11 protein-coding genes are annotated in these 13443 nt (G+C 35.5%); 2 read left to right on the top strand and 9 right to left on the bottom strand.

Annotated features, from left to right (window positions below; translation table 11 throughout):
• Nucleotides 1-37 precede the first annotated feature (37 nt).
• From glmM to CLU97_RS03760, 7 genes are all read right to left on the bottom strand, one after another.
• On the bottom strand, nucleotides 38-1420 hold the full coding sequence (gene glmM / locus CLU97_RS03790) for a phosphoglucosamine mutase (RefSeq protein ID WP_121486764.1): 1383 nt from the start codon (nucleotides 1418-1420) through the stop codon (nucleotides 38-40).
• Between the two features lie 64 nt (nucleotides 1421-1484).
• Nucleotides 1485-2501: a DUF4421 family protein gene (locus CLU97_RS03785; RefSeq protein WP_121486763.1), complete on the bottom strand. Its 1017-nt coding sequence runs from the start codon at nucleotides 2499-2501 to the stop codon at nucleotides 1485-1487.
• A gap of 218 nt (nucleotides 2502-2719) precedes the next feature.
• Complete coding sequence (gene feoB / locus CLU97_RS03780) at nucleotides 2720-4753, bottom strand: ferrous iron transport protein B (protein ID WP_121486762.1); 2034 nt, start codon at nucleotides 4751-4753, stop codon at nucleotides 2720-2722.
• The gene (locus tag CLU97_RS03775; RefSeq protein ID WP_121486761.1) at nucleotides 4753-5007 is read right to left on the bottom strand and encodes a ferrous iron transport protein A; all 255 of its coding nucleotides are present in this window, start codon (nucleotides 5005-5007) and stop codon (nucleotides 4753-4755) included. The genes feoB and CLU97_RS03775 overlap by 1 nt, the downstream gene beginning before the upstream one ends.
• Nucleotides 5008-5113: 106 nt before the next feature.
• Nucleotides 5114-5419: a hypothetical protein gene (locus tag CLU97_RS03770; protein WP_121486760.1), complete on the bottom strand. Its 306-nt coding sequence runs from the start codon at nucleotides 5417-5419 to the stop codon at nucleotides 5114-5116.
• A gap of 76 nt (nucleotides 5420-5495) precedes the next feature.
• Nucleotides 5496-5783, bottom strand: coding sequence for a hypothetical protein (locus tag CLU97_RS03765; protein WP_121486759.1), 288 nt, complete (start codon nucleotides 5781-5783; stop codon nucleotides 5496-5498).
• Nucleotides 5784-5965: 182 nt separating this feature from the next.
• Nucleotides 5966-6865, bottom strand: a complete 900-nt coding sequence (locus CLU97_RS03760; RefSeq protein WP_121489641.1) for a GLPGLI family protein — start codon at nucleotides 6863-6865, stop codon at nucleotides 5966-5968.
• 170 nt (nucleotides 6866-7035) lie between these two features.
• On the opposite strand from CLU97_RS03760, the gene CLU97_RS03755 reads away from it, so the two are divergent.
• Nucleotides 7036-7533, top strand: coding sequence for a DinB family protein (locus CLU97_RS03755; RefSeq protein WP_121486758.1), 498 nt, complete (start codon nucleotides 7036-7038; stop codon nucleotides 7531-7533).
• Between the two features lie 56 nt (nucleotides 7534-7589).
• Here CLU97_RS03755 and CLU97_RS03750 read toward each other — a convergent pair whose 3' ends face one another.
• Nucleotides 7590-10292, bottom strand: a complete 2703-nt coding sequence (locus CLU97_RS03750; RefSeq protein ID WP_121486757.1) for a TonB-dependent receptor — start codon at nucleotides 10290-10292, stop codon at nucleotides 7590-7592.
• A 440-nt stretch (nucleotides 10293-10732) separates the two neighbouring features.
• On the opposite strand from CLU97_RS03750, the gene CLU97_RS03745 reads away from it, so the two are divergent.
• On the top strand, nucleotides 10733-11614 hold the full coding sequence (locus tag CLU97_RS03745) for a cupin-like domain-containing protein (RefSeq protein WP_121486756.1): 882 nt from the start codon (nucleotides 10733-10735) through the stop codon (nucleotides 11612-11614).
• A 58-nt stretch (nucleotides 11615-11672) separates the two neighbouring features.
• Here CLU97_RS03745 and CLU97_RS03740 read toward each other — a convergent pair whose 3' ends face one another.
• Complete coding sequence (locus CLU97_RS03740) at nucleotides 11673-13397, bottom strand: hypothetical protein (protein ID WP_121486755.1); 1725 nt, start codon at nucleotides 13395-13397, stop codon at nucleotides 11673-11675.
• Nucleotides 13398-13443 lie beyond the last annotated feature (46 nt).

Raw genomic sequence — 13443 nt, 5'->3', positions numbered from 1 at the left:
AAAAAGAACGGACAATGTGTCCGTTCTTAATATGTTTTTAGATTAAACTCTTGATTTTAGCAATGATATCATCACCTAACTGATCTGCTTCTTCCTGAGATTTCGCTTCAGTATAAATTCTGATAATCGGTTCTGTATTGGATTTTCTAAGGTGAACCCAATTCTTTTCAAAGTCTATTTTAACACCGTCTACGGTAGAAACGTCTTCATTCTGATATTCCTGCCCCATTTTGCTTAAGATGGCATCTACATCAATTTCCGGTGTCAGTTCTATCTTCTTTTTACCCATGAAATAGCTTGGATATCCTGCTCTTAATTCGGAAACCGTTTTGTTTTCTTTGGCTAAATGAGTTAAGAATAAGGCTACTCCTACTAAAGAGTCTCTTCCGTAATGTAATTCAGGGTAGATAATTCCTCCGTTTCCTTCTCCTCCGATTACTGCATTTTTCTCTTTCATCAAAGTAACAACGTTTACTTCTCCTACAGCACTTGCAAAGTATTCTGAATCGTGGGAATTTGCTACATCTCTCAATGCTCGGCTTGAAGAAAGATTGGAAATTGCAGCACCTTTTTTATGCTTCAACAGGTAATCAGCAACGGCTACCAGGGTGTATTCTTCGCCAAACATTTCACCTTTTTCATCAATCAGAGCTAATCTGTCTACATCCGGATCTACTACCACTCCTAAATCGGCTTTTTCTTTCTTCACCAATTCACAAATGTCTCCCAAATGTTCTTTCAGCGGTTCAGGATTGTGTGGGAAGTGACCTGTAGGTTCGCAGTATAATTTAATGGTTTCACACCCTAATTTATCCAAAAGCATAGGAATAGCAATTCCTCCCGTAGAGTTTACCGCATCCAGCACCACTTTAAAGTTTTTCGCTTTGATTGCTTCTACATCTACCATTGGCAAATCCAGGATCTGCTGAATATGGATATCAAAAGCATCGTCTCTTGTCTCGTATTTTCCAAGATCATCTACTTCTGCATAATTGAAGTCTTCACTTTCTGCTAAAGCCAGTACCTCTGCTCCGTTTTCACCAGTGATAAACTCTCCTTTTTCGTTTAATAGCTTAAGGGCATTCCATTGTTTTGGGTTGTGAGAAGCGGTAAGGATGATTCCTCCGTCTGCATTCAGCTCAGGAACCATCACTTCTACTGTAGGTGTTGTAGAAAGCCCTAAGTCTACCACATTAATTCCCAATCCCTGCAAAGTAGCGGTTACCAGGGAAGAAACCATTTGACCAGAGATTCTGGCATCTCTTCCGATGATAAGGGTAAGGTTTTTTTTATTTTTATTATTCTGAAGCCAGGTTCCGAATGCGGATGCGAATTTTACCACATCCAGTGGTGTTAAGTTATCATTTACCTTTCCACCAATGGTTCCGCGAATTCCGGAAATAGATTTTATTAACGACATTATGTTTTTAATTTATAGTTTTTCTAATTTTTCCTGAGCAAAGATACTTAAAAGACCTTTCAACTTATAGAATGGGAATCTTTTTTTGAATTTTATCATAGGTATTTTTTACAACTTTCGGTGGTGCAAAACGATACCCAATGTATAATAGGCCATAGAGGTTATTATTCTCTACAGTCTGGTTGTTTTTCTGATCGTAGCTATTGGCATTAAAATTCATCTTCCCCCCAAATAGAAACCGGTCTGTATTAAAACCTACATGCAGCCCACCCTGCATTCTTATGGTGGCATATTGTGCTTTTTCTTTTACTCCTCCATTCTCAAAATCCCGATAGCTGGAGAATTTCCCCCCGATGCCAACAGCCAGATATGGAGCTATATTTACTTTTGTCCCAATGACCCAATTGTAAAAATATCCGATGTTACCTCCAATATTGTATTGGGTTTCTTTGTCTTTTACTCCGTCAATGTTATTTCTGAAAATAGTAAGGTCATAATCCACAAAAGGAACCCAGCTTCCGCTGCTTTTCTTTTGCCATTCACCCTGAGTATAAATTGTTCTTGCTGAAAAATTTTTATTAAGAATATAAGAGGTAGAACCTCCAAAGCTTTGCACTCTAAGATCCGGAAACTGAATATACGGATCTCTTCCTTCCTCCCATTGCGGTAAAAGGTCTTTCATATTTTCCACATAAAAGCCTCTTACATTTTTATAGTATAGATTCTGGATGATTCTGCCGGGAAAAAACCTGAAGCTGAAATCAGTATAAGAACTTTTCCCTTTCATATTGTCATCATTATTTCCCTCTAAAAATCTGGGAGCAAATGACAATGTTGCACTTATGATTCTATAATCAACTGAAAGAGAGGTTTTTGTTTTATTATTGATGGACAGGACGGTTTCTTTGGCATTTTTACCTTCTCCTTCCGAAAAGACATAGCTCTCAATATTGGTATCAAGATTCACACGGATCATTACCTGGTCTGCATAAGACCTGGTATTTACGGTATCTGACTGTGCTTTTACCTGAAAAACAAATAAAGAAAATAATACAGGCAATCCTGCTTTAAAAAAAATCAAACCGAATAATTTTCATTAGAAAAATGAAATTACTACATTTTTTTCAATTATCCGATGAATACAATATTAAGAACAACCGCAGTCTTTGTCGCAGCTGCTTCTTTTGGAGCTGAATTTCTTTGGTGCGAAATTCTTTTTAAGTACTTTAAATAAAGAATAACACGCAAATGCTACAATTAATGCAATAAGTACGTACTGAATAATTAATGATGAGTCCATTACTTTAAAATCTGGTATACTATCATCGACACAAAATATGCCAAACCTGTCATCATGACCACCTGAAAGCCAGTCCATTTCCAGCTTTTGGTTTCTCTGTAGACTACTGCAAGTGTAGAAACACACTGCATTGCAAATGCATAGAAAAGAAGAACCGAGATTCCGGTTGCAAAACTGAAGACTTTTTCTCCGTTGGGTTTTACATCTCTTCTCATTTTATCAATTACTTTTACTTCCGGAGCATCATCTTCCAGACTGTAAAGGGTAGACATTGTTCCCACGAAAACTTCTCTGGCTACGAAACTCGTAAGAATTCCTACACCCATTTTCCAGTCGTAACCAAGCGGAGCAATTACAGGTTCTATTCCTTTACCCATCTTAGCAAGGTAAGAATGGTCCAGGTGAACGTCTGTAGCTACAAACTGGTCTGCTTTCTGGCTTGGCCCGAAATAGCTCAGGAACCAGATAATGATACTTACAATGAAAATTATTTTTCCGGCTCCGGTAATAAAGTCCCAGACTTTTCCTAAAACCATTTTCAAATCATATCCGAAAAGTGGTTTTTTATAGGTAGGAAGATCCATTACCAGGTATGTTTTTCCTTTACTTTTAATAAATCTTTTAAGGACTGCTGCTGAGAATAAGGCAACCAGGAATCCAAGGAGATACATTCCCATCAGGACCAGTGCTTTATATTTTATTCCTAAAAATGATCCTTCTGAGATGATCAGTCCGATGATAATACTGTATACCGGAAGCCTCGCAGAACAGGTCATAAAAGGTGTTACCAAAATGGTCAGTAATCTTTCTTTTACGTTTTCAATATTTCTTGTGGAAATTACTGCAGGGATAGCACAGGCAGTTCCTGAAACCAATGGAACGATACTTTTCCCGTTAAGCCCGAAAGGGCGAAGCAACCTGTCCATCAGAAATACCACTCTCGCCATATACCCTGAATCTTCTAACAGGTAAAGGAAGTACAACAGAATTCCAATCTGTGGGGCAAAAACTACAATTCCTCCTATTCCCGGAACAATTCCATTTGAGATCAATGAATTAATTGGTCCTTCGGGAAGATGCTCGCTAGTGAATGCTGCCAACCATGAGAAGGAACTTTCAATCCAGTTCATCGGATATTCTGCAAGGAAGAACACACTTTGAAAAATTACCAGAAGGATGAGTAAAAAGACTACGTATCCCCAGAATTTATGAACCAAAACTTTATCCAGTTTTTCAGTCAATAATTCTTTGAACTGTGCTTTTTTGTAAATGACATCCGCCAATATTTTGTCTACGTTCTGATATCTTCTAACGGTTTCCTGAACCTGTAATCTTTTTGGAACCAAACTTTTAGACTCAGCTTCATTCAGCTGTTCCATGACAGAGCCAATTCTTCCAAGATCTGTTCCCAGTGAAAGGCTCATCCAGGCTTTATATTCGTTATCGAAACCTTTGTGTGCCGCAAGTTTCTGAATAAAATCTCTGTGTTCATTTGGTGTTTCAAAAGAGAGCTTATTTGTTTTTACAAATTCATTGTTGTAAACAGCTTCTCTTACTTCGTTAATACCAATCTGCTTTTTGGCATTAGTCTGAATGATTTTAATGCCTAATGCTTCAGAAAATTTCTGAATATCTATTGTGATTCCTCTTCTCTCCGCCTGGTCAATCTGATTGACAATCAGAATCATCGGAATACCAAGATCCTGGATCTGCTGAAAGAGAAGCAATCCTCTTTTTAAACTTAATGCTTCAAGAATATAAACAACTCCTGCGTAGTTTTTCTGCTCATCAATAAGATATTTGGAAAAAATAGCCTCATCTTCTGAACTTGGGTATACACTGTATGAACCCGGAAGGTCAATAACCTCCACATCCTCATTTTTATAGGTATAGTTTCCCGAATGGCTTGCAACGGTAACGCCGGCATAGTTTCCGGTTTTCTGCTTTTTGTTGCAAAGCGTATTAAAAACCGTTGACTTTCCTACATTAGGATTTCCGACTAAAAGTATCTGTTTTTTCTTGTTTTCCTGCATTAATTCAATTCTTCAACAATAATATAATCTCCTTCTTCCTCACGAAGAGCAATCCGGCTTTTTTCTGCTCCAAACTCCACATACATAGGGCCATTGAACGGTGCCTGATACAAAATTCTGAAAGTGGTTTCCGGAAGAAGCCCCATTTCAATAATTTTATTGGGCATTTTAAGATGGTCGTTATCATACCCCAATATCTTCCCCATTTTGTTTTTAGGGAATCCACTTAATTTATGTAATCCTTTCTCTTCCAAAGCCTAATTTTTAGTCCTGCAAATATACGCTATTTAAATTTAATCTAAATAACAAGGTTCAGAAAGAAAACTTCCTGAACCTTACCCAACTTTTTTTATTATTTAGCTATAGACCGCTTGCTATACAACTGGCTGTTGCCGCTGCTTCTACAAAGCCGTCTGCTGTAGGAATCCCCATGGAGAGATACATTAAGGAAATAGACATTGAATTGTTGAAAACACATTGCTGGAAAGGATTCATAACCTTTGCATTTCCAATTTTGATTACTTTTTTCTCTTCTTTTACATCTTTCTTTGCTACTAAAACTTTTTCATGATTTTTAGATAAATCTGTTTTCATTTTTGGTTCTTCTGTTTTAGCGAATACAACAGCTGATGTCATCAATAGTGATGCGATAATAATTTTTTTCATGGTATAGTATTTAAATTAGTTTTTATAAAACAATCAGCCAGGATACATTATTGCATCTGGGTTGATATTAATCTTATTAAGAGATTCCTTCTGCTGCAAGTTGTGCACAATGTACCGGAGGACCAGCAATGATAGGGCCTACAGCAAGTTCAATAGCGCATTTTTCTGCTGTTGTTAATTCTTTCTCTTTTGCTGCGGAAATTGTAATAGGTTTTTGTTGTAGATCTGCCGCCTGGATTGTTTTCTTAGCGACTAAAACAGTTTCTGTTGTTTTGTGAGGCTCCGTATTTTTATTTGGAGATTCATTTTTAGCAAATAGCAATGCTGATGTCATCACAAGTGATGTGACAATGATTTTTTTCATGGTATAATTTTTAAATTAGTTTTAACAAACATAGCAGAATAAAAAATAAAATCAAATTTTTTTTGAAGTTATTTTAAAATTTTTGCTCATCAGGCACATAATTCATTTTACAAAAAGAAATCAACCCAAACACATTGCTGTATCTGGGTTGATTCAAAATATAATTTAGTTGATATGAATGCTTATTTTTTCTTCTTGTCAGAAGCTTGTTCTTTTTCTATTGGATTGTCATTGGCTCCGAAGAAATCTTTCACCTGTTTTTCCATTCTTTTCATAAAATCTCCTATGGTTCCATCTGTTCCAGGCATTGGCTTGCTCATTGTCTCAGCGGTCATATAGGGACGGGATTCTGCAAACGGATCTGCTTTAAAGGCATCAAATGACTTCTGAAATTTTTCCTTGGTAGTTGGTGTTACCGTATTACTAGACATTCCCATCTTCGCATTAATCTTATCTGCATAAGAAATTTCGTCATAGTTGTCTATTTTTTTATTTCCGCTTAGTAACCATGAATAGTTTTTATCTGCGTCTTCAACCTTCACAATCAAACCAGGCAGCCCGTAAAATTTATATGGTCCATCCTGAAAAGGAATATCTGAACTGAACCACGCTGTCCATGTTCTTCCTCCAAATTCAGTGGTTGCTTTTTGTGTATTATAGGTTCCTATTTTCTGTTTTTCCGGCAAAATATTCCATTGCAGTTTCACATTATCATCATAAGAGAAAAAGTTTCTGCTGATTTTATCTACATACTGCACTTTCATGTCCGGATAGTTTTTCACAATCTTGTAAGAAAACTTCGGCCATTTAATCATTTTACTCATGTCCTTAAAAGATTTGGTTTTTTCCATCTCTTCTACCTGAGCTTTAATAATTGAGTCCTGAGCAGGCATTGTATAATCCTGGTAGATAGATTTTTTGGGAGTAATATCAAGGATGGTAATTACCTTATCCACCTTTGCTGAATCTTTCTTCGGCTTAAAGGTCAGTTCATAAAAGAAACGATTAGCTGTTTCCTTCGACTCCTGCGCTCCTGCAAATGCAAAAAGAGTGATAAGAAATAGAGAAAATAATTTTTTCATTATAGCAAGTTTTATATAATTAGTAATCATAGTTCTTCTTTTGTTACAGTTTTTTTGAAATTTTATTTTTCGAAAAAAATTGATCTCTGCCAAATTAAAAAATTATGATTCTCTTAAAACAGTTTCATTTTTAAAACGCTTACCTTTAAGTTTCTAAAAAACAAAATATTATGGATACCTTATCTCAATTAAAATCCGAACTGGAGGGAGAATTCCAAACCACCAAAAAATTTATTGAACTTTTCCCTGAAGGAAAAAATGACTTCGCACCTCATGAAAAAAGCATGAAACTGATGCCCCTTGCCACCCATCTTGTAGAAGTTTTTGAATGGCCGAGCACCATTTTGAATACTTCCGAGCTTGATTTTGGCAAAGGCGAATATAAGCCTACCGTTCTTTCCACAAAAGAAGATCTTATGAAAAAACTGGAAGAAGATTATCAGGCCGGTAAAAAAGCTCTTGAAAACAGCACAGAAGACGATCTGAATCCCAGCTGGACGATTAAAAATGACGGCCATGAACTGGCAAGCTGGAGCAAATACGGAGCAATCCGCCATGCTTTAAACCAGATCACGCACCACAGGGCGCAGCTGGGTGTATATTACAGACTGAACAATATTCCTTTGCCAGGAAGCTATGGGCCTTCAGCAGACCAGCAAAGTTTTTAATTTAATACATCATTATATCTCAACAAAAAACCAATCCGCATGGATTGGTTTTTATTTTATTTAAAGTTGAATTTTACGGTAAACATTACCTGGCTAGGGCGGAGCTGATACCTTGTATAAGCAATATTTGTAGTATTAATATCATAGGTTTCGAAAACTTTTTTGTTTGCGATATTCATCCATTTTAGTTCAAAATCAATCTTCTTTTTAGCCCAAGAAAACTGATATGATACATCATAGAATCCATTGTGATATTTTTGCCCCATTGCATTTGTATTTACCTGATCCCAATTAAATCCAACAGTATGATTTTCTATAGGATAGAAGAAAACCCCTAGATTATGTGTAAATCCTGTTCTGGTAGCGTTAGAGTTTAATTCTCCTACACTTGTCTGCTTTGTTCTAGTAAGACTTGCATTATAATCAACACTCATCCAACTGAAATATGTATTATTGAATTTAAGACCAAATGACTGACCATTATTCTTATTAGTATAGGATTTATCATTCAAGAATGCATCAGATTCTGTTGTATTATTGCTGTAGCTAAGTGATGCGTTCGTTTTAAATTTTGGAAAATATTTTCCAACTTCTACACTATATCCCTTACTTAATACATGATTGTCCTGCTCTTTATATTTCATTATGGTATATCCAGCTCCATTGATTTCCGGGTTTGAAATTAAGTTTCTCTTGGCATCAGAATATCTGTAATTAACATTAAAGAATAAATTATTCAATGGATTTCTATATTCTATTCTTGTTCCTGCAGATTTGTTATTATTTTGAGGAATTGGGTTTTTAATATCCATTGCAATGATTCCACCTGGAGAAGTCATTAAAAACCCAGAATATGCCGTATTTATTTCTCCAAAATTATTATTAATATTAGCATTTACGGATGCTTTCCAAAATGAAGCAAATGAATACTGAGCAAAAATATTGGGTTCAAAGGTTACTTTATTTAATGATTTCGAAACAAACCTTAATGGATCTTCTGCTTTAATATTATTTGAATTTACTGGAAAATTAGCATAAATCATCCACGATTCATTTTTATAATTTATTCCTAAACTTCCGTATGGTGTGGCTGTCGTATATTTCAAATCATTGCTATATGCATCAGGTTGAGGATTGGGAGTATTAGGGTTGGTAGATGGAATTGCTTTAATATTTGACAAATCTGAAACCATATCTGTACTTTTGAAATTAAACCCAACTTCTGGAGTAAATGTCCATCCTTTGACAGAAAAACCAATGTTGGCGGAATGATTAGCTTCAAAAGTCTTAAGCCTTAAATTTTGTGTTGCAAACTCTGTATTAGCTACTGCCTCAAATCCAGGAATATCCAAATAAGATGATGGGTTAACTTCCAAAGTCTGTCTATCTGTTTGATAGCTTACATAAGATAAAAGATTTACCATTTTTTCCTTCCAAGGAATAATTGTACTTAGTGAATTCTGGAAAGATGTTGTTGGAGATTCAATCCCTTCATTCGCATTTCTTTGTATTCCAGTTTTTGCATCGGTTCTGTCAACAATCCCTCTATCCGCATTCCAATATTGAGAGAAACTTGTGGTATTTTTAAAAAATCCTTTTTTGGCATTCTTTGTAAATATCAATTCTCCTTTTGCTTTATCTGTATAAAAGTTATTCAGTATTTTTATGATATTAGAACTCCCTCCAAAATAATCAGTTTGACTATAGGATTCTCTTTCCACAGCATTGTTAGTATAATTTGCATTAGCTTTAAGCTCCCATTCCTTTTTCTTATCAATATTGGTAAGATAATTGGCTGATAAGTAATGAACATTATTCATCAGATATCTTTTAACCGGAAGATTAGGTGTATCTGCATTTTCTACGTTAAGCCAATCATTTTGAGAGGCGTTGATTCTTTTTCCCTCAAATCTGTTTCCAAATGCCAGAATATTTCCCTCATTCTCCACCTGTTCACCCATATTATTGGTTTTATAATTGACTACCCATTGACTTTTCTGTCCGAAAAACATGGGTGTCAGCTTTACATTCCAAAGCCATGGATCTCCGAAGCCCGTTCCTACTTCCCCTCTACCGGTCATGGTAACGGAATTTTTCAGCTTGATATTAATGGCAGCCTGATCTGAAGGTACTTTGTCCTGAAGGATTTTTACCGGCTGGTGGTTTTCAAGAACTTCTACTTTCTGTACTGCATCTTTCGGAAGGGAATTGTTGATCGTTCCATAACCTCCTTCCATAAGGTCTTTTCCGTTTACATAGAATTTGTTGATGGCATTCCCCTGATAAAGGATTGTTCCGTCTGTATTCACTTCAATTCCGGGAATTTTTTTCATTACATCTGCCAGCGTTCTGTCATTTTTACTGTTGAATGCTTTAAGATCGTAAGAAATAGTATCCCCTCTTGCGGTAATCATTTTTGTTTTCAGCTGTACTTCTTTAATTTCTGTGGCTTCAGACTGCATTTTGAAATTCAGAGTCTGATCGCTGTTACTGATTTGCTTTGTAAGCGGTTTCTGATTGAATGCTTTCACTTTAAGATCTACATTGGATTCTGCTGAAGTGAAAGTTACTTTGTATTCTCCTTTGGAATTGGTAATTCCATAAGCCAGAATAGCATCTTTGCCAGGTTCTTCTACCGTCACACTGGCACTTGGTATGGCAACCCCGTCATCATCAGTAATCTTTCCTGATACTGTTTTCTGCGCAAAAGTAAGCACAGTAAAGAAAAGCATCAGAAATAAAGAAATATTTTTTTTCATACTTATTATTTGCTCAATTAGTTAATCATTCTTGTTTTTTGTTACACTTCCTATAAAGATGAATTTTATAGGTAAAGGTTAAATCTTTATCACTACAAACATAGTGATATTTTTTAAATGATTGAATTTTTATTAAAAAAGTGTTTTATCAGATTAAGTTTTGGATTCTTTATCTAGCTGATCATATTTCTTCAAAAAGTACATTTGGCATATAAAATCTATAAAATTTTTCATCATTGATTTATTAAAAATTTTGTAACATAATCTGGACGAACATTGTCATATTGAGCATAATAACAACAATTTTCAATTAAAGAAAAAATATTAATATTCTTATTTAGACTAGATAGTAAAATCTGATTTGAATCATAGATTAAAAAAAAATTAAACCCTATTACATAAATATATATTTAATAATTTTGTAACATAAAATTTATAAAATGGGAATTATTTTAAAGCCTATAGATGTTGTAGAAGACATTTCGAAAGAAGAATTCTACGAAAAATATCTGAAGCCAAGAAGGCCCGTTGTCATCAGGAATATGGCAAAAAACTGGCCGGCTTACCAAAAATGGACGATGGAATATATGAAGGAGGTTGTAGGAGATGTGGAGGTACCGCTATATGACAGCTCAAAGGCAGACCCTTCTGCTCCCATCAATGCTGCCGCCGCAAAAATGAAGTTTGGAGATTATATAGATCTTATACAACGTGAGCCTACTGACCTCAGAATATTTCTTTTTGATCCTATAAAATATGCTCCCAAGCTTTTGGATGATTATATTTCTCCAAAAAAATTAATGGGCGGCTTTCTGGATAAATATCCCAATATGTTCTTTGGAGGAAAGGGTTCTGTAACATTCCTTCACTTTGATATTGATATGGCTCATATCTTCCATACTCACTTCAACGGAAGAAAGCATATTCTTCTGTTTGATTATAAATGGAGAGAAAGACTTTACCAGATTCCTTATGCAACCTATGCACTGGAGGATTATGATATAGAAAATCCGGATTTCACAAAATTCCCGGCGCTGGATGGCGTAGAAGGAATTGAATGTTATCTTGAACATGGAGATACATTATTTATGCCTACCGGATGGTGGCACTGGATGAAATATCTGGACGGAAGTTTCTCTATTTCTTTGAGAGCATGGGACAAATCATGGGCGGTAAAAGCACACTCTCTTTGGAATCTTACCGTACAGCGTAAATTTGATGACATTATGAAATCAAATTTCAAAAAGAGCTATATGGACTGGAAAGAGAAAATGGCTGTTAAAAGAGCAGAAATGGCCTTGAAGAGAGGCTTACCAAGATAATAAAAAGGAGTTTCGTTTGAAACTCTTTTTTTTAGTTTATTTACTCAATATCAATAATTTACAACACTCTATAAACAGGATACTGCCTGAATGTTTTTTCTTCAAAATAAGGAGAGTGTTTATATACCCAATCTAATTGTGCCTCTCCGTCTTCAGACAATTTTTTATCCGATGCTTTAGCTGCCTCAAAGGCTTCTTTCAGCTTTGTATCTTTTTTCAGCAGCTCAGCAGCTGTATCTTCGAAAATATAGGCAGAATAATATTCTTTCTGAGCCAGAATTCCGTCAAAGAAATTCCAGTTGAAAAATGAGTCTAATGCTTCAGGTTCAATGGTTTCTATAACATATTTAACTCCTGGCTGATTCGTAGGAACAAGATAATCACCTGCTGTAAATGTCAAATTCTTGTGGGAAGCGTCAACTGTTGTTTCAAAATGCAGATAATGGCCTTCATAAGGGTTTTTACTTGTTTTAAAATCTTTGATTTTATAGGATTCAACCGCCATTGTACTGTCTTTCTGTATCGGTTTCATCTGAATTTTATTTCTTTTAAATTCTTCAATCACACGGTACTGTGACTGTGGAATCACATAATACTTCGGAATGGTAATATATCCTGTAGGAACAGCAGTAGTAAAGAGTTTTATATTCTTGGTAAATGGCTTGTTTCTATCATAATAGAGCCTTGGCTTTCCTGAAACTTCACTGGGTTTATATTTTCCTTCATATCCTTCGAAATCCATAGTAGAAAATTTGGTAGAATCTATTTTCCAACGGATTCCATATTGTTTTCCGGCTTGATATTGCTTTAAATTTTCTATGCGAAGCTGTTTTATTTTCTGATAATCTTTGTCTAAATTTTGTAGATTGATCAACATGTATTTGTAAGTAGCATCTACCCTTTTGTCATAAGGTTTCAGCATATGGGTTTCGGGAACGGTTCCTAAAGAATTGAAAAGAGATGTATATCCTGTAGAATATCTCGGGGAGTCTTCAAATGAAGCAAATCCTACTTCCGGAACATCTCCGTGAATATTGACATAAGGAGTGCTTTCGTAGCCCAGCTTCTTCATATCTTCAAGGTTTTTAGCCTGATAATCATTGTAGAAATAATTTCCGAGTACGTTTCCCAGGCGTTCCTTAAAGGTAGAAATATAGGTGAAGGTATATTGATAATCGGCTCCGTTACTGACATGATTGTCTATGAAAACATCGGGTTTCAGCCATTGATAGATTTCCTGGAAACTTCTGGCATTTTTAGAATCTGCCTTGATAAAATCCCTGTTCAGGTCATAATTTCTGGCATTTCCTCTGAATCCGTATTGTTCCGGCCCATTTTGGTTGGCTCTGGAATAGGATCCCCTGTTCAGCATTCCACTTACATTATAAGCTGAAATAGCGGCAATGATAAAATTCTGTGGAGTTTTGATCTTTTTATTCGCAAGATCTCTCATCAGCATCATGGTAGCATCTATTCCGTCCGGTTCTCCAGGATGAATGCCATTGTTGACGAAAAGAACAGCTTTCTCTTTTCTTAGTTTCTCAAGATCTTTTTCAGGAAAAGGGTTATAAACTACTACATAAATTGGTTTCCCGTTGTCATCTTCTCCTTTTTTAAGATATTGGATCGTATTAAAATTTTTTGTCAAATCCTGATAATAGTCATTCATTTCATCATAAGTAACCGTCTGGCTCCCATTTCCTTTTTCAAAAGGGGTCTGAAATGATTTTTGAGCAAAAAACAAGGTAGAGCTCAAGGTGAATAAGAGATATTTCAGTTTCATTGAAGTCATATTTTCAGACTTTAAAAGTAGTTATCTTTTGGGAGAA

The sequence above is a fragment of the Chryseobacterium sp. 7 genome (assembly GCF_003663845.1).
In the GTDB taxonomy this organism is placed as follows: Bacteria; Bacteroidota; Bacteroidia; order Flavobacteriales; family Weeksellaceae; genus Chryseobacterium.
This window is presented reverse-complemented; position numbering and strand designations above follow the sequence as displayed.

Excerpts from the sequence above, each read along its gene's own strand:
- glmM (WP_121486764.1), bottom strand. The coding sequence starts at position 1,420 with ATGTCGTTAATAAAATCTATTTCCGGAATTCGCGGAACCATTGGTGGA.
- feoB (WP_121486762.1), bottom strand. The coding sequence starts at position 4,753 with ATGCAGGAAAACAAGAAAAAACAGATACTTTTAGTCGGAAATCCTAAT.
- CLU97_RS03770 (WP_121486760.1), bottom strand. The coding sequence starts at position 5,419 with ATGAAAAAAATTATTATCGCATCACTATTGATGACATCAGCTGTTGTA.
- CLU97_RS03765 (WP_121486759.1), bottom strand. The coding sequence starts at position 5,783 with ATGAAAAAAATCATTGTCACATCACTTGTGATGACATCAGCATTGCTA.
- CLU97_RS03760 (WP_121489641.1), bottom strand. The coding sequence starts at position 6,865 with ATGAAAAAATTATTTTCTCTATTTCTTATCACTCTTTTTGCATTTGCA.
- CLU97_RS03755 (WP_121486758.1), top strand. The coding sequence starts at position 7,036 with ATGGATACCTTATCTCAATTAAAATCCGAACTGGAGGGAGAATTCCAA.
- CLU97_RS03750 (WP_121486757.1), bottom strand. The coding sequence starts at position 10,292 with ATGAAAAAAAATATTTCTTTATTTCTGATGCTTTTCTTTACTGTGCTT.
- CLU97_RS03745 (WP_121486756.1), top strand. The coding sequence starts at position 10,733 with ATGGGAATTATTTTAAAGCCTATAGATGTTGTAGAAGACATTTCGAAA.
- CLU97_RS03740 (WP_121486755.1), bottom strand. The coding sequence starts at position 13,397 with ATGAAACTGAAATATCTCTTATTCACCTTGAGCTCTACCTTGTTTTTT.